The organism is Nonomuraea sp. H19 (genome assembly GCF_052068215.1).
In the GTDB taxonomy this organism is placed as follows: domain Bacteria; phylum Actinomycetota; class Actinomycetes; order Streptosporangiales; family Streptosporangiaceae; genus Nonomuraea.
Genome location: NZ_JBQHCV010000013.1, coordinates 20,620 through 38,332, shown reverse-complemented (window position 1 = coordinate 38,332; position 17,713 = coordinate 20,620). Strand labels below are relative to the sequence as shown.

General features: G+C 72.4%; 19 protein-coding genes. 14 read left to right on the top strand and 5 right to left on the bottom strand.

What is annotated here, in order from left to right:
• The first annotated feature begins 71 nt into the window (after positions 1-71).
• The 6 genes from ACTMTI_RS27810 (at position 72) to ACTMTI_RS27785 (ending at position 7,932) form a co-directional block, all read left to right on the top strand.
• Positions 72-1,703 (top strand): serine/threonine-protein kinase, encoded by a 1,632-nt coding sequence (locus tag ACTMTI_RS27810; protein ID WP_441123483.1) that lies wholly within the window; start codon positions 72-74, stop codon positions 1,701-1,703.
• A gap of 114 nt (positions 1,704-1,817) precedes the next feature.
• Positions 1,818-2,810 carry a coiled-coil domain-containing protein gene (locus tag ACTMTI_RS27805; RefSeq protein ID WP_441123482.1) on the top strand — a complete coding sequence of 331 codons (993 nt, stop codon included), beginning with the start codon at positions 1,818-1,820 and terminating at the stop codon, positions 2,808-2,810.
• A gap of 11 nt (positions 2,811-2,821) precedes the next feature.
• A complete protein-coding gene (locus ACTMTI_RS27800) occupies positions 2,822-3,316 on the top strand; it encodes a TetR-like C-terminal domain-containing protein (protein ID WP_441123481.1) in 495 nt (164 codons plus the stop codon).
• Between the two features lie 90 nt (positions 3,317-3,406).
• Positions 3,407-5,644, top strand: coding sequence for a serine/threonine protein kinase (locus ACTMTI_RS27795; RefSeq protein ID WP_441123480.1), 2,238 nt, complete (start codon positions 3,407-3,409; stop codon positions 5,642-5,644).
• 190 nt (positions 5,645-5,834) lie between these two features.
• Complete coding sequence (locus ACTMTI_RS27790; protein WP_441123479.1) at positions 5,835-7,079, top strand: NAD(P)/FAD-dependent oxidoreductase; 1,245 nt, start codon at positions 5,835-5,837, stop codon at positions 7,077-7,079.
• A 115-nt stretch (positions 7,080-7,194) separates the two neighbouring features.
• Positions 7,195-7,932 (top strand): DUF3152 domain-containing protein, encoded by a 738-nt coding sequence (locus ACTMTI_RS27785; RefSeq protein ID WP_441123478.1) that lies wholly within the window; start codon positions 7,195-7,197, stop codon positions 7,930-7,932.
• Here the strand turns inward: ACTMTI_RS27785 and ACTMTI_RS27780 are convergent.
• Positions 7,897-8,472: a TetR/AcrR family transcriptional regulator gene (locus tag ACTMTI_RS27780; protein ID WP_441123477.1), complete on the bottom strand. Its 576-nt coding sequence runs from the start codon at positions 8,470-8,472 to the stop codon at positions 7,897-7,899. The two genes, ACTMTI_RS27785 and ACTMTI_RS27780, sit on opposite strands and share 36 nt — an antisense overlap.
• A gap of 107 nt (positions 8,473-8,579) precedes the next feature.
• On the opposite strand from ACTMTI_RS27780, the gene ACTMTI_RS27775 reads away from it, so the two are divergent.
• The 4 genes from ACTMTI_RS27775 to ACTMTI_RS27760 all read left to right on the top strand — a co-directional run bounded on the left by ACTMTI_RS27775 (position 8,580) and on the right by ACTMTI_RS27760 (position 12,528).
• Positions 8,580-9,368 (top strand): SDR family NAD(P)-dependent oxidoreductase, encoded by a 789-nt coding sequence (locus ACTMTI_RS27775; RefSeq protein WP_441123476.1) that lies wholly within the window; start codon positions 8,580-8,582, stop codon positions 9,366-9,368.
• A 72-nt stretch (positions 9,369-9,440) separates the two neighbouring features.
• On the top strand, positions 9,441-10,562 hold the full coding sequence (locus tag ACTMTI_RS27770) for an MBL fold metallo-hydrolase (protein ID WP_441123475.1): 1,122 nt from the start codon (positions 9,441-9,443) through the stop codon (positions 10,560-10,562).
• Between the two features lie 22 nt (positions 10,563-10,584).
• A complete protein-coding gene (locus tag ACTMTI_RS27765; protein WP_441123474.1) occupies positions 10,585-11,499 on the top strand; it encodes a pirin family protein in 915 nt (304 codons plus the stop codon).
• A gap of 111 nt (positions 11,500-11,610) precedes the next feature.
• On the top strand, positions 11,611-12,528 hold the full coding sequence (locus ACTMTI_RS27760; protein ID WP_441123473.1) for a hypothetical protein: 918 nt from the start codon (positions 11,611-11,613) through the stop codon (positions 12,526-12,528).
• An 18-nt stretch (positions 12,529-12,546) separates the two neighbouring features.
• Here the strand turns inward: ACTMTI_RS27760 and ACTMTI_RS27755 are convergent, their stop codons facing one another.
• Complete coding sequence (locus ACTMTI_RS27755) at positions 12,547-12,978, bottom strand: type II toxin-antitoxin system PemK/MazF family toxin (protein WP_441123472.1); 432 nt, start codon at positions 12,976-12,978, stop codon at positions 12,547-12,549.
• 54 nt (positions 12,979-13,032) lie between these two features.
• On the opposite strand from ACTMTI_RS27755, the gene ACTMTI_RS27750 reads away from it, so the two are divergent.
• The 4 genes from ACTMTI_RS27750 to ACTMTI_RS27735 all read left to right on the top strand — a co-directional run bounded on the left by ACTMTI_RS27750 (position 13,033) and on the right by ACTMTI_RS27735 (position 15,367).
• On the top strand, positions 13,033-13,185 hold the full coding sequence (locus ACTMTI_RS27750) for a hypothetical protein (RefSeq protein WP_441123471.1): 153 nt from the start codon (positions 13,033-13,035) through the stop codon (positions 13,183-13,185).
• A 4-nt stretch (positions 13,186-13,189) separates the two neighbouring features.
• The gene (locus ACTMTI_RS27745; protein WP_441123470.1) at positions 13,190-13,963 is read left to right on the top strand and encodes an acyl-CoA thioesterase domain-containing protein; all 774 of its coding nucleotides are present in this window, start codon (positions 13,190-13,192) and stop codon (positions 13,961-13,963) included.
• Positions 13,964-14,069: 106 nt separating this feature from the next.
• Positions 14,070-14,816, top strand: a complete 747-nt coding sequence (locus tag ACTMTI_RS27740) for a hypothetical protein (RefSeq protein ID WP_441123469.1) — start codon at positions 14,070-14,072, stop codon at positions 14,814-14,816.
• On the top strand, positions 14,816-15,367 hold the full coding sequence (locus ACTMTI_RS27735; protein WP_441123468.1) for a DUF6529 family protein: 552 nt from the start codon (positions 14,816-14,818) through the stop codon (positions 15,365-15,367). Before ACTMTI_RS27740 ends, ACTMTI_RS27735 begins: the two co-directional genes overlap by 1 nt.
• Before the next feature lie 78 nt (positions 15,368-15,445).
• Here the strand turns inward: ACTMTI_RS27735 and gndA are convergent, their stop codons facing one another.
• The 3 genes from gndA to ACTMTI_RS27720 form a co-directional block, all read right to left on the bottom strand.
• Positions 15,446-16,870 (bottom strand): NADP-dependent phosphogluconate dehydrogenase, encoded by a 1,425-nt coding sequence (gene gndA / locus ACTMTI_RS27730; protein WP_441123467.1) that lies wholly within the window; start codon positions 16,868-16,870, stop codon positions 15,446-15,448.
• Positions 16,871-16,934: 64 nt separating this feature from the next.
• Positions 16,935-17,507: an HAD family hydrolase gene (locus tag ACTMTI_RS27725; RefSeq protein ID WP_441123466.1), complete on the bottom strand. Its 573-nt coding sequence runs from the start codon at positions 17,505-17,507 to the stop codon at positions 16,935-16,937.
• 40 nt (positions 17,508-17,547) lie between these two features.
• Positions 17,548-17,700: a hypothetical protein gene (locus ACTMTI_RS27720; RefSeq protein ID WP_441123465.1), complete on the bottom strand. Its 153-nt coding sequence runs from the start codon at positions 17,698-17,700 to the stop codon at positions 17,548-17,550.
• Positions 17,701-17,713 lie beyond the last annotated feature (13 nt).

The following is a 17,713-nucleotide window of genomic DNA, read 5'->3' as shown; positions in this document are numbered from 1 at the left end:
GCTCGACACGCGGTGTGACCCCAGGTTAGCTTCCTGACATAAGGATCTTTATCCGGTCAGGAGGTCCGCACATGGATGTTCCCGGTTACACCGAGATCCGGGAACTCGGCCACGGCGGGACGGGACGGGTGATGCTCGCCGTACGCGACTCCGACGGCCTGGCAGTCGCGATCAAGCACTTATCCGAGCAGGTGCGCACGGACGAGGGGTTCCGCGAGAGGTTCCGCGCGGAGGCCGGCCTCATCAAGGAGATCGACAGCCCGCACACCGCCCGCCTGCTCGACTACGTCGAGTCCCAGGACGACGCCGTCATCGTCATGGAGCTGGTCGACGGCATCACGCTGCGGCGGCTGCTGGAGCACGAGGGCCGGACCGGCGCGGAGGCCGCGCTCGTGGTGCTGAAGGGCGCGCTGCTCGGGCTGGCCGAGGCGCACCGGCACGGGGTGGTGCATCGCGACTTCAAACCCGAGAACGTGCTCGTCACGCGGGACGGCGAGAGCAAGCTCGTCGACTTCGGGGTGGCGACCCACTTCGGGGAGCGGGCGGCCCTGGTCGGCACGCCCCCCTACATGGCGCCCGAGCAGTGGGAGGACGCCCCGGCCGGCCCGGCGACCGACGTGTACGCCGCCACGCTGGTGTTCTTCGAGTGCCTGGCCGGCCACCGGGCCTTCGCCGGCGAGAACGTGGCCGCCCTCGCCTACCAGCACCAGCACGCCGTGCCGCCGCTGGAGGAGGTCGAGGAGCCGCTGCGGCCGCTCGTCGCGCACGGGCTGGCCAAGGATCCGGCCGCGCGACCGGAGTCGGCCGAGGCGTTCCTGGCCGAGCTGGAGGACGTGGCGCTGGCCGCGTACGGCGCGGACTGGGAGGAACGGGGCCGGGCCGGGCTCGGGATCCTGATCGTGCCGCTGGCCGCGCTGCTGCCCAAGGCGCAGGCGCTGCCGGACGGCGCCTCCACGAGCCTGTTCCAGAGCTCGCTCGCGCCGGCGACGAAGCTCGCGGTGACCGGCGGGCTGGTGCTGGCGACCGCGGCGGCGGTGGTGTCGACGTTCGTGATCTGGAACGAGCCGCCAGAGCTGGAGAGCGGCGTCGCGCTCCCGCCCGTCACGTCCGCCCCGGCCGTCACGCCTCAGCCCGTCACGCCCACGTCCGCCCTCCCCACGCCGCGCGAGTCCCTTTCGGGCACGCCGCCGTTCACCCTCACCGCTGGGCCGAGCGCGTACCCGACCGCGCCGCCCACCGGCGGCCCACCGCCGACCGCGAGCCGGCCCGGCACCGAGCCACCCCCGGCCACGCGGGAGCCGACCAGCGGGCCGACGACCGGACGGCCGACGCGTTCGCAGGAGCCGCGGCCGAGCACCCGGCCCCCCACCAGCACGCCCCCCACCAGCGCGCCCACCACCCGGCCGCCCGACCCGCCCGACAGCGATCCGCCGGACGACGACCCGCCGCCGACCACGAGCGCGCCCGACCCCAGCACACCGCCACCCACCAGGAACCGGGATCCGCTCATCTCCGTCTCCGTCGGGGTCTCGCTCAACGTGCCGCCGCTCAGCGGCGAAGGCGACGGGCTGCTGGACGCCGGCCTCGGCCTGGAACTGGGCTCCAGCCTGCTCGGGCTGATCGTGGTGCCCGGCTCGGTGCTGCTCGGACGGCAGATCGTGGTACGCAGGACGCGCCGCCCGCGCGATACCCGGGAGCCGTGATTTGCATGCGGGGACGCGGGATCCTCTACGATCGAGCGTCGGATAGAGGGCGTCCCCCGGGCTGAATAGCTCCTGACCGGAACGTGCCCTGCGGTTTTGGGTTTGAGGAGAAGAGTGGCGGTTGCGTCCCCCGCCGGCCGGCTACGGGGTCCCATGCGCGGCATCGTCGCCGTTCTCGTCACGGGGATCCTGCTGCCGTCGCCCGCGCTAGCCGAGCCCAAGCCCACGGTGAAGCAGCTCAAGAAGGAGCTGGCCGGGCTCCAGAAGGAGTCGGACAAGCTCATCGCCGACTACTACAACAGCCGCATCACCCACCAGAAAGCGGAAAAGGTCGAAAAATCAGCACGGGCGAAGCTGGCCGCCGCCCAAGAGACCTTCGACCGCCACTCCGTCGAGCTCAGGGCGATGGCCGTGGCCCAGTACACCGGCGGCGAGCCCAACCAGTTCGCCATGCTCACCGGCAACCGGCAGGACCCGTCCGTTCTGCTCGCGAGGATGGCGCTCACGCAGCACGTCATCGCGCTCCAGGACGCCAAGCTGCGCGGGTTCGCCCAGGTCAGGGACGCCCAGCAGCAGGCCAAGGACGAGGCCGCCGCCCGCGCGAAGGAGCTCGACCAGACGGTCGGGGAGCTGGAGGAGCGCAAGGGCAAGGCCGAGAAGCAGATCGAGCGGATCAAGGACAAGATCGACCAGCTCTACACGGCGCCGGGGTTGCGTCCCGACGGCACGTTCGTACCGCAGCTGCCTCAGGGGGCCGACCACATCACGCCGCGGATGGCGCTGGTCAAGCAGCTCGTCCAGGAGCGGTTCGAGGTGCCGTACGGGATCGGGTGCTACCGGCAGATCCAGGACGGCGGCGAGCATCCGCTCGGCCGGGCGTGCGACTTCATGCTCAGCCGGGGCGGCGCGATGCCGTCGGCGGCGGAGCTGAAGCGGGGCGACCAGATCGCCGCTTGGGTGGTCAAGAACGCCAAACGCCTCGGCATCATGTACGTGATCTACCGCCAGCGCATCTGGCACGTCCGCACCGGCGCCTGGCGCACCATGTCGGACCGCGGCGGCAACACCGCCAACCACTACGACCACCCGCACGTCTCGGTGTACTAGGAGGGAGAGGCGTGAACTCCCTCTCCCCTGCCCGCAAGGCCCCAGGTGGCTCAAGCAGCTGCCAGGCACTTGCGCACGGCATCGATCAGGCGGCCGGCACGGGCATCGCCGCGGCGGTCGCGGGCCGGTCCGGGAAGGACACCATGGCCGCGTTCGCCAACGCCTACCGGGACTACGCGCTGGCCCACCCCGGCCGCTACGTGGCGACCCAGGCGGTCCAGCTGGACCCCGCCGTCCTCGCCCAGTCCACCGTCCACGCCCGCACCATCGAGCTGACCCACGCGATGCTGCGCGCATACCGGCTGGTCGAGCCGGACCTGACCGACGCGGGCCGCCTGCTGCGCAGCGCCTTCCATGGCTACATCACCCTGGAGGCCAACGGGGGATTCCGCCATTCCCGCGACGTGCAGAGGTCCTGGGCGCGGGCCCTCGACGGCCTCCACATCCTGCTGGAGAACTGGCCTGCGGATTCGTCGCGTCATACGGCGGAGGAAGAAAGGACGTGACGCCGAGCAGCGCAGCATCGCCGGCCGCCGCCCACCTGCTTCGGCCACCGGTGAAAGTGATTTGCAAGATTCTGCGCTGATAATCCCGTCATGCCGTCGATAACTGAGCTCAGACCGGGAGACCCCACCCATCTCGGAGGTTACGAGATCCGGGGGCGGCTGGGAGAGGGCGGGCAGGGCGTCGTCTATTTAGGCGCCGACGCGCAGGGGGGACAGGCGGCCGTCAAGTGGCTGCGGCCCCATCTGGCCGGTGACGCGGTGGCGGCGGAGCGCTTCGCCCGCGAGGCCGCGGTCTCCCAGCGCGTGGCGCCGTTCTGCACCGCGAAAGTGCTGGCCACCGGTGTCCACGAGGAGAGACCTTTCATCGTCAGCGAGTACGTGGACGGGCCGTCGCTGCAGCAGGCGGTGACCAAGGAGGGGCCGCGGACGGAGTCGGCGCTGCACCGGCTGGCCATCGGCACCGCCACCGCGCTGGCCGCCATCCACCAGGCCGGCATCGTGCACCGCGACTTCGGCCCCGGCAACGTGCTGCTCGGCGGCGAGGGCCCGCGGGTGATCGATTTCGGCATCGCCAGGGCGCTCGACGCGACCTCCACCATCACGACCACGCCGGTGGGCACCCCGGCGTTCATGGCGCCCGAGCAGATCCTCGCCCACCCCGCCGGGCCGGCGGCCGACATGTTCGCCTGGGCGAGCACGATGGTGTTCGCCGCCAGTGGCGCGGGCCCGTTCCAGGCCGAGAACGTGCCGGCGATCATTCAGCGGGTGCTCTACGGCGAGCCTGATCTGGCTCGGCTGAGCGGGCCGCTGCGCGAGCTGGTCGCGGCGTGCCTGTCGAAGGACCCGGCCCGGCGCCCGACCGCCGAGCAGGTGATCCTCCGCCTCCTGGAGCACCCGGCCACCTCCAACCCGGACGAGCTCCAGCAGGCGGCGGCCGTCGTGGGCGGCGGCGCACCGGCCCCGTGGCAGCCTCCCGGCGCTCCGCCGCCGGGAGCCTCGCCTCCCGGCACTCCGCCGCTGGGAATGTCGCCTCCCGGCCCCGGGTCCGCGGCGTGGCTGCCCCCGGGCTCCGCGGCCGCGGGTTCGCAGCCTCCCGGCTCCGGAGGGCCGGGGCCGCAGCCGTTCGGCTTGCCGCCGCCCTCTCAGCCCGCCGCGGGGCACCCGTCGTTCCAGCCGCCCCCGTTCCAGCAGGCGCCCCAGCAGCTGCTGTACGGCCCGCCGCAGCGCCCCGCCCGCAGCGGGAAGGGCTGGGTGATCGGGGCGAGCGCGGCCGCCGTCGCGCTGGTCGCGGCCGTGGCCATCGTCGTGGTCAGCGTCGTCGACGTGCCCGTCAAGAAACAGGCCCAGTCCGGTCAGGCGCCCACCGCCGGCACGCCGTCCACGCTCATGTCGCCCACGCCCACGTCGTCCCCGGTCCCGACCGCGAACCTGACCACGGTCAAGCTCTCCGGCGCCGACGCCACCGTCTACGAGAATCCGGCCGACCCGGTCCGGCTCACCACGTACCTGGTGCGGGACGCCAAGACCAAGTATTGGGTGTATTACGCTCGCGACTCCGCGACCGGACCTTTCACGAAATATCCGCAGGCGTTGGAGAGCATCCTCTCCCCGGACGGCCGCTACCTGGTCCAGCGTCCCTTGAACTACGTCGAGGGCTACGACACCGTGGACATCACCGACAAGACGACGGGCGAGCGGTTCTCGGTCAAGACCTCGCGGAAGCCGCTCAGCGCGTACGTGCAGGGGTGGTCGCGCGACAGCACCCGCGTGCTGCTCAACGTCGGCACCACGGTCAAGGACGTCTGGCAGTCGACCGGGTTCGCCATCGTGGACGTGACCGCGCGCGAGGCCACGGTCGCCTCGCTCAGGGAGGGCTCGCTCAAAGGCATCAGGTACGGCTTCGACCCCACCGGCACCGGCGTGGTCGCCATGGCGATCAACGCCGACCAGCAGGCCCTGCGCTTCTTCGACGCCCAGGGGCAGCGGGTGCGCCGCATCCCCAACGTGGGCTCGGGCATCGCGGAGTCGCTGTTCTCGCCGACGGGCAAGAAGTTCGTCACCGACTGCCCCGGGCTGAGCGTCGGCGTCAACTGCGTCTACGACTCTCAGAGCGGCGCCGAGCTGCGACGCATAGAGTCGCCGTGCTCCAGCGCGGCCACCTGGTACGACGACAACCATCTGGCCTGCTGGGTACGCCCCGACGGCACGTCCGGCAACCAGCAGATCCAGGTGATCGACTTCTCCGGCAAGATGGTGCGCCTGCTGATGGACGTGCCGTCGAACGCCACCAACGTGGACGTCGTCTACACCTACACGCACCGCAACTGAGAGCAATCCCGTAGTCCGGAGGGCCCGGATCCACGATGGTGGGGACGGGCCCCAGGGCTTCCTGCCGCCCCTGGAGGCATGGGTGCATCGCCCCATGCCCAGGCGCGGAGAAGGCAACGGCGGAGTCTTTGCACGGCAGGTGGGTGACCCGGTCATCGTTACAGGTCAGCCCGGCTGGGACCATGGGGTTATGCGTGTTGTGGTGATCGGAAGCGGCATCGTCGGCGCCGGCGCGGCCTACTACCTGAGCGGCGCGGGCGCGACCGTGACCGTGGTGGACGGCGGTTACCCGGGCGAGGCGACGCAGGCGGGCGCGGGCATCGTGTGCCCGTGGGTGGATCATCCCGAGGACGACGACTGGTACCGGCTGACCCGCGAGGGCGCCCGCCACTACCCGGGCCTGGTCGAGGCGCTGGGCGAGGACATCGGGTACGCCAAGGTCGGCGCGCTGCTGGTGAGCGAGGACCCGGTCGATCTGGAGCCCGTGCGGACGCTGCTGCGCCGCCGCTACCCCGACGCGCCGGAAATGGGCGACATCACCGACGTGACCACACCGTCGGAGCTGTTCCCGCCGCTGTCGGACACCCTGAGCGCGATCCTGGTGCCGGGCGCGGCCCGCGTGGACGGCTGCTCGGTACGCGACGCGCTCCTGCGCGCCGCCGTGGCCCAGGGCGCGGAGATCCGTACGGGCACCTCGAGCCTGACCCCGGACGGCGAGGTCCTCCTCCATCCCACGGACGAAGAACCGCCCCCCGGCACCGGGGAGGCCGCCACGACCGAGCCGGCAGAGGCCGGGCAGCCCACGCCCGCCGTGAGCGGCGAGACCGCGTCCTGGCGGCAGGCCGCCCCCCTGACCCCTGACCTGCCTCCAGCCGCCCCCATGGGCGGCCGCGAGTTCGCCGATGACGGCGTCCCGCTCGAGGCCGACATGGTGATCGTCGCCGCCGGGGCGTGGGCGGGCCAGGTGTGCCGGCCGCTGGGCGTGGAGCTGCCGGTGTTCCCGAGGCGGGGCCAGATCCTGCACGCCACTTTGGAGGGCATCGACACGGCGTGGTGGCCGATCGTGCTGCCCAGGATCGGCCCGTACCTGCTGGGTTTCCCCGATTCGCGGGTCGTGATCGGCGCGACCGTGGAGGACGTGGGGTTCGCGCCCCGCGTCACGATAGGCGGGCTCGAAGAGGTGATCGAGGCAGGGCTGCGGGTGGCGCCGGGGCTGTATGGCGCGACGGTGACGGAGACGAGGGTGGGCCTGCGCCCGGTGTACGCCCCCGGCTCCGCCCTCATCGGCCCGCTCACCGATCGCGTGGTCGTGGCGACGGGCCTGAGCGCGTACGGCCTGACGGCGGGCCCGTTCACCGGCAAGATCGCGGCCGCGCTCGCGCTCGGCGAGGAGCCGCCCATCGACATCACCCCCTACGCGCCCCCCATGGGGTGAGCGCGCGCCGGGCCGGCGTGCTGGGCGGGCGGATGGCCGCGCGGCACGGGAGATGATGACGGGCAGGCACGTAGGATCGGAATCCTCCCCACCGTGATCTCGTGGGGAGGCCGCGTTGCCGCTGTTCGCACTGCTGATGCTGGCGCTCCTGATCGTGGGCGAATGCGGCGTGAAGCCGCCCGCGCCCGCCCCGTCCCCCGCTCCCCGCCGTTCCGCCGCATCCCGCCCTCCTGCGGCTTCCCGTCCGCCCGCGCCCTCTCGGCCGAAGCGCCACGTGCGGGTGCCGTACGCCGCCTCGGGCAGGTACGCGGTCGTGCGCGGCGGGGCCGCCGCCCGGCCGGGCCGGGGCCCCGTGCTGCGGTATCTCGTGGAGGTGGAGCGCGGCCTGCCGTTCGACGCCGGCGCGTTCGCCGCCGAAGTGCACCGCATACTCAACGACGCGCGCGGCTGGGCCCGCTTCCAGCGGGTCGACCACGGCCCGGTACGCGTCCGCGTCGCCCTGTCCAGCCCCCGCCTCACCGACCGCCAGTGCCTCCCGCTGCACACCGGCGGCGAGTTGTCCTGCTGGAACGGCTCCCGCTCCGTCATCAACGCCCTGCGCTGGGCGAAAGGCGTCCCCCAGTACGGCGGCGACCTGGCCGCGTACCGGCGCTATGTGATCAACCACGAGGTCGGCCACAGCCTGGGACACCACCACCTCTCCTGCCCAGGTCCCGGCCGCCTGGCCCCCGTCATGGCGCAGCAGTCGAAGTCCCTTGACGGTTGCCGGCCGAATCCCTGGCCCTTCCCGGACCGCAAGCCGCCCGAGGATCGGCGGCTATCCGAGGCCCTGCCCGGTGCCGACGCCCCGTAGCAGCGTGTCCACCACGCGTGCCGCGAGCGCGTCGGGGTCGGCGTCGCGATTCTGGGCCGCCTCGTGCATCAGCGCGTAGTAGACCCGCCTGGCCCACTCCGGGTCCGCGTCGGCACGCAGCACCCCCGCCGCCTGCGCCTTCGTGAAGAGCCGGGCGCAGAGCGCCTCCACGTCCGCGTGCACCCTGGCCACCTCGGGATCGGCCGACAGCGCCCGGCTCATCGCGAACCTCCAGTCGCTCTTGACCCGCAGCACGTTGGCCGTGACCTGGTAGAGCGCGATCAGCGGCGGCGTGGTGTCGGGGTGGGCGGCATCCACGGCGGCGGCGAACTCCCGGGTGGCCCACGCGATCATCGCGTCCACCAGCGCCTCCCGCGAGGCGAAGCGCCGGTGCACCGTCGTGCGCGCCACCCCCGCGGCCTCGGCGATCTGCTCCATGCTGGCCGCCGGGTTCCTGCTGAGGACGCTCTCGGCCGCCTCCAGGATCGTCCGCACCGTCCGCGCCGCATCGGACCGCATCGCCCGCGTCGTCTCACTCACACCCCACAGGGTACGGCAACGTCACCGTTCACCATCAACTTGCGTCATCACTGTTGCAAGTCCTAGAGTCAAAGCGTCACAGATGACGCAATTCATGAGGAGAAGCTATGGACATGCGGCTCACCGGCAAGACGGCCGTCGTCACCGGCGCCAGCAGAGGCGTGGGCCTGGCGATCGTGCGGGCGCTGGCGGGCGAGGGGATGCGCGTCGTGGCCGCCGCGCGGACGATCTCACCCGAGCTGAAGGAGACCGGCGCGATCACGGTGGCGGCCGACCTGTCCACCGCGCACGGCCCCGCCGAGCTGATCGACCGGGCGCTGGCCGAGCTGGGCGAGATCGACCTGCTGGTCAACAACGTGGGCGGCGGCGACGGCGGCGAGGGGCAGCTCGGCGGCTTCCTCGGCTTCGGCGACGAGCAGTGGCGGCAGGCGTACGATCTCAACTTCCTCAGCGCCGTGCGCGCCACCAGGGCCGCCGTGCCCAGCCTGCTGCGGCGGGGCGGCACGATCGTGAACATCTCCTCCAACGGCGCCCGCATGCCGCACGCCGGGCCGATCACCTACACCACCGCGAAGGCGGCGCTGACCGCGTTCGGCAAGGCCCTGGCCGAGGAATTCGGGCCGCGCGGGGTGCGGGCCGTCACGATCTCGCCCGGCGCCACGCGCACCGCGCTCTGGGAGGCCCCCGACGGGTACGGCGCCGCGCTGGCCGCCTCCCTCGGCATCGGACACGAGGAGCTCCTGGCGGGGCTTCCATCGAACACGGGGATGACAACCGGTAGATTCGTCGCGCCGGAGGAGATCGCCGCGCTGGTGACGTACTTGGCCTCGCCGCACGCCGGGAGCGTCAACGGCGCCGACTACGTCATCGACGGCGGAGCGATCAAGACGGTCTGACCTATCGCGACATATCTTAGAAGCGGAACCCTGCTCAGCGGAGCGGGATGGACGACCTCCCAGGAGTGGCGAATGGCAGGAATGCGGGCGGCACGGCGGATCCTCGCGGGCGGCGCGGCTTTGGCCGCGGCCGGATGGGTGTTGCGCGAGGTGCCCGCCGAGCTGGGCACGCGGCCCCTGGACTCGGGGCCTGACCGGGTGGCGAGGATGCGGCGCTCGCCGCAGTTCAAGGACGGCACCTTTTTCAACCCGATGCCCGAGGCGACGACGTTGATGACCAGGCCGCCCGTGAACCTGCTCGGCGAGCTGGCCAAAGACAGGGAGCAGCGCCGGCCCGGCGGCCCGGTGCCGCTGCGGATCCCGCCGTCCGCCCCGCCGCCCGCCGACGGCCTGCGCGCCGTCTGGTACGGCCACGCCTCCACGCTCGTGGAGATCGAGGGCAAGCGGGTGCTGTTCGACCCGGTGTGGAGCAGGCGCCCCTCGCCCTCGCAGCTCGTCGGCCCCAAGCGGCACCACCCGGTGCCCGTGACGATCGGCGAGCTGCCGGAGATCGACGCGATCGCGATCTCGCACGACCACTACGACCACCTCGACCTGGCGACCGTGCGCTCGCTGACCCGTACGCAGAAGGCGCCGTTCCTGGTGCCGCTGGGCATCGGGGCACACCTGGAGCGGTGGGGCGTGCCCGCGTACCGGATCATCGAGCTCGACTGGGACGAGGAGGCCCAGGTGGCGGGGCTGCGCTTCGTCGCCACGGCGGCCCGCCACTTCTCGGGGCGCTCGTTCCACCGCAACGACACGTTGTGGGGGTCCTGGGTGGTCGCGGGGGCGAGCAAGCGGGTGTTCTACGCGGGCGACTCCGGATATTTCGCGGGCTATCGCGCCATCGGGTCGGCACACGGGCCGTTCGACCTGACGCTGATGCCGATCGGCGCCTACAGCCCCGCCTGGCCGGACATCCACATGAACCCGGAGGAGGCCGTCAACGCCCAGCTGGACCTCGGCGGCTCGCTGCTGCTGCCGGTGCACTGGGCGACGTTCACGCTGGCGCTGCACCCGTGGGCGGAGCCGGTGGAGCGGCTGTGGCGCGAGGCCAAGGCCCGCGACGTCAAGATCGTCGTGCCGCGACCGGGTGAGGCCGTCGACACCGCCGCCGTCCAGGCGGTGGAGGGCTGGTGGGAGACCCTGGGCTAGCGGTACGGCGTACAGTCTTGGCGTGAGCAACCTGGAACGGGATCCGCAGGAGATCCAGTGCGGCGCCGAGGCCGGAGCGGGCCGCGAAGTGCTGATGGGACGCGAGGTGCCGCTCGGCGGGCCGCGCGCGATGGCGGTGAGCAGGACCCTGCCGGGCGTGCACCGGCGCATGATCGGTGCCTGGTGTTTCGTCGACGCCTACGGCCCGGAGCGGGCCGCGATGCGGGTGCCGCCGCACCCGCACACCGGCCTGCAGACGGTGAGCTGGCTGCTCGCGGGCGAGGTGCTGCACCGCGACAGCCTGGGCAGCCTGCGGCAGGTACGCCCGGGACAGCTCAACCTGATGACGGCCGGTCGCGGCATCTCGCACTCGGAGGAGTCGCCGGAGACGGTGCTGCACGGCGTGCAGCTGTGGGTGGCGCTGCCCGGCGAGCACCGGCACACCGGCCCCGCGTTCGAGCACCACCCGACGCTGCCCGTGCTGGACGGAGCCGGATTCCGGGCCACCGTGGTCATGGGGTCGCTCGGCGGGGTGACCTCGCCCGCCACCGCATACAGCCCGCTCGTCGGCGCCGAAGTGCTGGTCGGCGGCGCGGCCGAGGTGCCCCTGGACCCGGCGTTCGAGCATGGGCTGCTGCTGCTCGACGGCGCGGTGGACGAGCTCGACCGGGGTCCGCTCGTCTACCTGCCGCCGGGGCGGGCCGGGGTGCGGCTGTCCGGGCGCGGGCGGGTGCTGCTGATCGGCGGCGAGCCGTTCGGCGAGGAGATCGTGATGTGGTGGAACTTCGTCGGCCGCTCCCACGACGAGATCGCCGCGTACCGCAAGGAGTGGATGGAGGGCGAGGGGTTCGGCGCCGTCGAAGGCTTCGACGGGGCGCCGCTCCCCGCGCCCGTCCTGCCCGCCACGCGGCTCAAGCCGCGCGGGCGAGTCCGCTGATTCCGGGTGCTCACTGCGGGCAGCGCCGGCCACCTGCCGGTCTCCACATCGGTGATGCGGGCGGCGCGGTCAGGTGCTGCGGTGCAGGACCCGGGCGGTTAAGGTCGGCGCATGGACGGTGCCGTCACGAAGATCGACCTGCCGTGCCCCGTGCGGGCAGCCGCGTCGGACGGGACCACCGTCTGGTGTGCGGGGCCCGGCGGAGTGCGGGCGTACACCGCGTCCGGCGCGCCACTGGACGCGGAGGCCGGAGCCCGGCGGCCGGACGACGGGGCGCGGCTGCCGGAGTTACGGTCCCTGGCGGCGGTGCCGGGGACGGTGGCCGGTGCGGCGGGCGTCCCCGGCACGCTGGCCGAGACCGTGATGGTGCCGAGGACGTTCGCGGGGACGGCGCACATGAGCTCGTTGTCCGAGGGCTCGATGGCGGGGACGCTGGCGGGGACCGCGGGCGACCGGGTCTACTGGCTCGACCCCTGCGGCGCCCCACTCGCCAGCACGCTCTTCGACGGCCGGGTGCTCGCGGGCGGCGGGGAGATCTGGGCGGTCGCCGCCGGCCTGGCGCGCAGGCTGGTCGAACCCGGCTGCCTGGGGGAACCGGTGGAGCTGCCGGGACTGGACCAGTGCGCCGTGGAGGGAATGCGGCTGTGGTGGACCTCCAGATGGGACACCATGCTGCGTGGCGGCCCCAGAGAGGTGGACCTCGGGCCACGCCGGCGCGGCGGCATGACCGTGTGCGCGGGCTCCGTGTGGATCAGCGTGACCGGGAGGTTGCTGCGCGTGTCCACATGGTCGGGCGAGCCGCGGCGGACCACGGGCGCGCCGGAGGGGCCGATGCCGTTCCTCGTCTGCGCCAACGGGGTCCTGGCGGGAGCGGAACGAGACGTGTTCGCGCTGGCCCCGGCCGCCGGTGTGGCGCTCCGCAGGATCCCGCTCGGGCTGGAGGGGCCGCTCGCGCTGGTGATCGCGGCGGGCAAGCACGTCTGGGCCTTCCCCGCCGGCCGGCCCGAAGCGCTGATCGTGCCCCTTTGAGACCGGAACGCCGGGCGGCTACCGGGCCGCGGTCCACCCGTGGCTCTTCATGAGCTTGGCCGCCACCCGGGCGAAGCGGTCGACGTCGAGCACCGCGCCCTCGCGCCGGATGTCGTCCTCGTCCAGCACGAATACCCGGTCCAGCCGCACGTACGACACCCGTCCGTCGCGTCCCCACGGTCCGAGCTCCAGCCAATCCGGGCCGTCGTCGCCCTTGCTGGACAGCATCATGCCCAGCAGCCTGCGACCGGTGCGGCCCACGATCAGCAGGGGGCGGTCCTTGCCCCGTGCCGGGTCCTCCTCGTACGGCACCCAGGCCCAGACGATCTCCCCCGGGTCGGCCAGGCCGTCCAGGTCGGGGGAGTAGGCCAGGGTGACGGCCCCGTTGAGGGCATGGATCTCGCGTACCGCGCCCCGAGCGGGCCGGGGGTCCTCACCTAGATCGCGCATTGCTGGAGCTTAAGGCCCGCGCCCGGCGGAAATCCACCCGTCGGGCGGGGCGGGGTGGCGCGCTCACTCACGCTGCGCGGCGACGACCTGCACCTGATGGCCGTGGTGGTGGCCTTCCTGGACGTGGACTTCGAGGTGCTCGAACCGGCCGAGCTGCGAGAGCGGCTGCGCGTCCTCGGGCGGCGGCTGCTCTCCTCTAGAATCTGATTCTGTGTCTTCAGCGTTCTTCACGCGCAAACGCGACGAGCTGGTGCCCGCACCGCACGCCCGCGGCCCCTGGTCCCCCGACATGCTCCACGGCCGGCTGCTCGGCGGGCTGGCCGCCCGCGCCCTCGAGGAGCGGTACGCCGAGCCGGGGCTGCACTTCGCCCGGCTGACCGTCGACCTGTTCCGCAACAGCCCGATGCTGCCCGTCACCGTGGAGACGGCGCTGGTCAGGGACGGGCGCAGGATCCGCGTCGCCGACGCGACGATCGCCACCGAGCAGGGCGTGATCGGGCGGGCGAGCGCCGTGTTGCTGAGGCAGGGTGAGCAGCCCGGCGGTGAGCAGACGATCGTCACGCCCGCGTGGGAGGAGCCGGCGCCGGACGGGCCGCCGGTCGAGGGGCAGGGCTGGACGCCGCCGTTCGACCTGTGGCGGCTGACCGAGTGGGGCGCGCCTGGGCCCGGGAGGGTGTGGATGCGCGACACGCATCCGCTGGTGGAAGACGAGCCCGTGACCCCGTTCGTACGCGCCGCGCTGGCCGCCGACTTCGCCAGCCCGCTCAGCAACGTGGGATCGGCCGGGCTGCGATACATCAACGCCGACTACACGCTGACGCTCGCCAGGCTTCCGGAGGGCGACATCATCGGCCTGGAATCCACCGGGCACCTCAGCGCCGGCGGTGTCGCGACCGGCCACGTCACCCTGCACGACACCGCCGGGCCGGTCGGCTTCTGCGTGGTGACGGCGGTGGCGAACGCGGCCGGCATCGGCGGCCGCTGACCCCGCCGCCCCCCGGGCCGGGCAATCGATCGCTGGATCGGTGAACCGCATTCGCGGTTCGCGCGTACGCACAGGCATACGCTCACACGATCCCAAGCAGGAGACCATGACGAGGGCCGGCCCCATCCTCACGCTGCTGGCGGGCATGGCGACCACGGTCGCCCTGGCAGCGCTCAGCAGCACCACGTCACCCGCGCCACAGCCCGCCGCCGACGGCACGACCACGGCGTCCACGAGACCGGACACGCCGGCGGAACGGCAAGACCCCGCCGACCCGGAGCCGAGCAGCACGCCCGCCGACCCGGAGCCGAGCAGCACGCCCGCCGCCGAGCCGAGTACCACGCCCGCAGCCGCGGAGCCTAGCACCACGCCCGCCGCCAAGGACGTCCGCGTCGACTACGCGGGGAGGGTCCCGGGGACCCGCGGGCTCCTGGCGATCTCCATCCGCGACGCCAAGGCGATCGGGTACTTCTGCGACGGCAAGACCGAAGCCTGGTTCCAGGGCACGGCCGCCGATGGAGAGGTGTCACTGGAGGGCTTCGGCGGCGCCACCGTGACCGCCGCGCTCGCCGGCGGCAAGGCCACCGGAGAGTTGTCGATCGGCGCGGATCGCTGGGACTTCACCCTGGCGACGGTGCGCAAGCCGTCCGGCCTCTACCGGGCGACCGCGCTGATCCGGGGCGCGAAACTCCGGGCCGGATGGATCTACCTGCCCGATGGGTCCAGGGTCGGCGCCGCGACCCTGGACGGCGAGCTGATTCCGGCGGAGATCCCCGAGCCGGGACAGCCCACGCTGATCAACGGCGCGGAGATCGACCCCCAGGACGTCGACGAATTCATCGGAGGGCTCTAATGGACACCGCGCAAGCCATCCGCAGGCCGAGCACCCTCCTGCTGCTCCTGCCGCTTGCCTGGGGCGCGCTCGTCGCGGTCGTCCTCGGCCTCTACGGCGGGATGCACCAGCCCACCGGGCACGCCGTCAGCGTCGCGGGCTTCTCCGGCGCGCTCCCGATGAAGGCCTGGCTGACCACGGGGGCGCTCGTCCTCGCCGCGGTCCAGATCTTCTCCGCCCGGACGATGTGGCGCCGGAGCCCGCTGAACCTGCCCCTGATCAGCGGCCTGCACCGCTGGTCGGGCCGGCTGGCGTTCCTGCTGACGCTGCCGGTGGCCTTCCACTGCCTCTACGCCCTGGGCGCGCGCTACGACTCGCCCCGGGTGATGATGCACTCCATCGTGGGCTGCTTCTTCTACGGGGTCTTCACCACCAAGATGCTGGCGCTGCCCAGGCGGGGGATTCCCAGCTGGGCGTTCCCCGTCCTCGGCGGGCTGGCCTTCACCGCGCTGGTCGGCCTCTGGCTGACCTCGTCGCTCTGGTTCTTCACGACGTTCGGCGTGAAGTTCTGAGCACCGTTCGAGGCGGCGTGCCCGGCAGGGCACGCCGCGGCCCGCTCCCTCCGGAGCGGGCCGTACGTGTGTGGGTTGTCAGGCCGGGCGTTCCGTGCGGTCGCCGGACCAGTCGGTGTGGAAGGCGCCCTCCTTGTCGACGCGCAGATACGTGTGCGCGCCGAAAAAGTCCCGCAGACCCTGCACCAGCGCGGCCGGGAGCCGATCGCGCCGCAGCCCGTCGTAGTACGCCAGCGCCGAGGAGAACCCCGGCGTCGGCACGCCGATCTGCACGGCCGTGGTCACCACCCGCCGCCACGCCTCCTGCGCCGTGTCCAGCGCCGCCGCGAAGGCCGGGTCGGCCAGCAGCGTCGCCAGCCCCGGGTTCGCGTCGTACGCGGCCCGGATCCGGTCCAGGAACTTGGCCCTGATGATGCACCCGCCACGCCAGATGGTGGCCATCGCGCCCAGGTCCAGATCCCAGCCGTACTCCTTCGAGGCTGCGGCCATCTGGTCGAAGCCCTGGGCGTAGGCCACGATCTTGGAGGCGTACAGCGCCTGCCGCACGTCCTCGATCAGCTCGCGCCCGCCGACCCCGGACAGCTTCGGCCCCCGCAGCGACGCGGCGGCGGCCCGCTGCTCCGGGTGGCCGGACAGCGCGCGGGCGAACGTCGCCTCCGCGATGCCCGTCACCGGAACGCCCAGGTCGAGCGCGCTCTGCACGGTCCAGCGGCCGGTGCCCTTCTGCTCGGCCTGGTCCACCACGATGTCCACGAACGGCTTGCCCGTCTCGGCGTCCACCTGCTCGAGCACCTCAGCGGTGATCTCGATCAGGTACGAGTCCAGATCGCCGCGGTTCCACTCCCGGAACACCTCGGCCAGCTCGGCCGGCGTCGCGCCGAGGGCCTGGCGGAGCAGGTCGTACGACTCGGCGATGAGCTGCATGTCCGAGTATTCGATGCCGTTGTGCACCATCTTCACGAAATGCCCGGCACCGTCGGGGCCCACGTGCACCGAACACGGCACGCCGTCCACCTTGGCCGAGATGTCCTGCAGGATCGGGCCGAGCGCCTCCCACGACTCCTTCGACCCGCCCGGCATGATGCTCGGGCCGAGCAGCGCGCCCTCCTCGCCGCCGGAGATGCCGGTGCCGACGAAGTGGATGCCCCGCTCACGCAGCGCGGCCTCGCGCCGCCTGGTGTCCTCGAAGTGCGCGTTGCCGCCGTCGACGATCATGTCGCCCGGCTCCATCAGGTCGGCGAGCTGGTCGATCACCGCGTCGGTGCCCGCGCCCGCCTTCACCATGATGATCGCCCGCCGCGGCCGCTTCAGTGAGGCCACGAAGCCGGCGAGCTCCTCGGACGGCACGAACGTGCCCTCCCCGCCGAACTCCTTGACCAGCTGCTGGGTACGGCCGTGCGAGCGGTTGTGCACCGCCACCGCGTACCCGTGCCTGGCCAGGTTCCGTGCCAGGTTGCGCCCCATGGTGGCCAGGCCGGTGACGCCGATGTCTGCCAAGTCCATTAAATGCTCCTCTTTGGGGGATACGCCTGATCCAGCCCGTGGGTTCGGCAGGATATTCCGATTCTCAGTCTGCGAACCGCACGCCGAGCTCATCGAGCCTGTCCAGCATGTCAGCAGGATCGGCGTACACCCGGAAAGCCCCGGCCCGTTCGAGCTCGTCCCTGCCGTACCCACCGCTGGTCGCGTAATCTCGCGGGGACTTCGTCACCATTGTCGCCCTCCGTAATGAGACCGCGCCAGCCCGGCGGGCGGCGAGCAGGTCCCAGACGCTGTCGCCCACCACCATGGCATGCCGGGGATCCACCTGGACCACTGCCGCACCGGCGAGGAACAGGTCGGGGTCCGGCTTGGCCCTGCGCACCAGATCGCGGGTGACCATAGGAGTGTCCTCCGGCAACCCGAGCATGCCGAGCGCGAGCCTGGCCGCGCGGGCGTACCCGCTGGTCGCGATCGCCCACGGCACGCCGCGCGCGGTCAGCTCGGACAGCAGCTCCGCCGCGCCCGGCAGCGGCTTGACGGAGTGCACCTGCTGCTCGTACGCCTCCGCATGGGTGACCTGCAGCTCGTCGATCTGCTCCCGCGTCAGCTTCAGCCCGGTCTCGCGCAGCAACGCGCTGACGAACAACCCGCCGCTCATCCCAATGCGCCGCTGGTCGCGTATTCTCGCGGGGACTTCGTCACCACAGTTGCCCGCCGTAATGAGCCGTGTCGATCCCCATCCCGGCCAGCGCCTGCCTCCAGGCGATGACGTGCTGGTAGACGCTGTCGATCAGGGTGCCGTCGAGGTCGAACAGAAACGCCGGGGTGGGGGCCTGCGGGAAGTCGCTCATGGGCCCTATGACA

Bases quoted from the DNA above. Each gene is read 5' to 3' on its own strand.
- ACTMTI_RS27810 (WP_441123483.1), top strand. From the start codon at position 72: ATGGATGTTCCCGGTTACACCGAGATCCGGGAACTCGGCCACGGCGGG.
- ACTMTI_RS27795 (WP_441123480.1), top strand. From the start codon at position 3,407: ATGCCGTCGATAACTGAGCTCAGACCGGGAGACCCCACCCATCTCGGA.
- ACTMTI_RS27790 (WP_441123479.1), top strand. From the start codon at position 5,835: ATGCGTGTTGTGGTGATCGGAAGCGGCATCGTCGGCGCCGGCGCGGCC.
- ACTMTI_RS27775 (WP_441123476.1), top strand. From the start codon at position 8,580: ATGGACATGCGGCTCACCGGCAAGACGGCCGTCGTCACCGGCGCCAGC.
- ACTMTI_RS27770 (WP_441123475.1), top strand. From the start codon at position 9,441: ATGGCAGGAATGCGGGCGGCACGGCGGATCCTCGCGGGCGGCGCGGCT.
- ACTMTI_RS27760 (WP_441123473.1), top strand. From the start codon at position 11,611: ATGGACGGTGCCGTCACGAAGATCGACCTGCCGTGCCCCGTGCGGGCA.
- ACTMTI_RS27755 (WP_441123472.1), bottom strand. From the start codon at position 12,978: ATGCGCGATCTAGGTGAGGACCCCCGGCCCGCTCGGGGCGCGGTACGC.
- ACTMTI_RS27740 (WP_441123469.1), top strand. From the start codon at position 14,070: ATGACGAGGGCCGGCCCCATCCTCACGCTGCTGGCGGGCATGGCGACC.
- ACTMTI_RS27735 (WP_441123468.1), top strand. From the start codon at position 14,816: ATGGACACCGCGCAAGCCATCCGCAGGCCGAGCACCCTCCTGCTGCTC.
- gndA (WP_441123467.1), bottom strand. From the start codon at position 16,870: ATGGACTTGGCAGACATCGGCGTCACCGGCCTGGCCACCATGGGGCGC.
- ACTMTI_RS27725 (WP_441123466.1), bottom strand. From the start codon at position 17,507: ATGAGCGGCGGGTTGTTCGTCAGCGCGTTGCTGCGCGAGACCGGGCTG.
- ACTMTI_RS27720 (WP_441123465.1), bottom strand. From the start codon at position 17,700: ATGAGCGACTTCCCGCAGGCCCCCACCCCGGCGTTTCTGTTCGACCTC.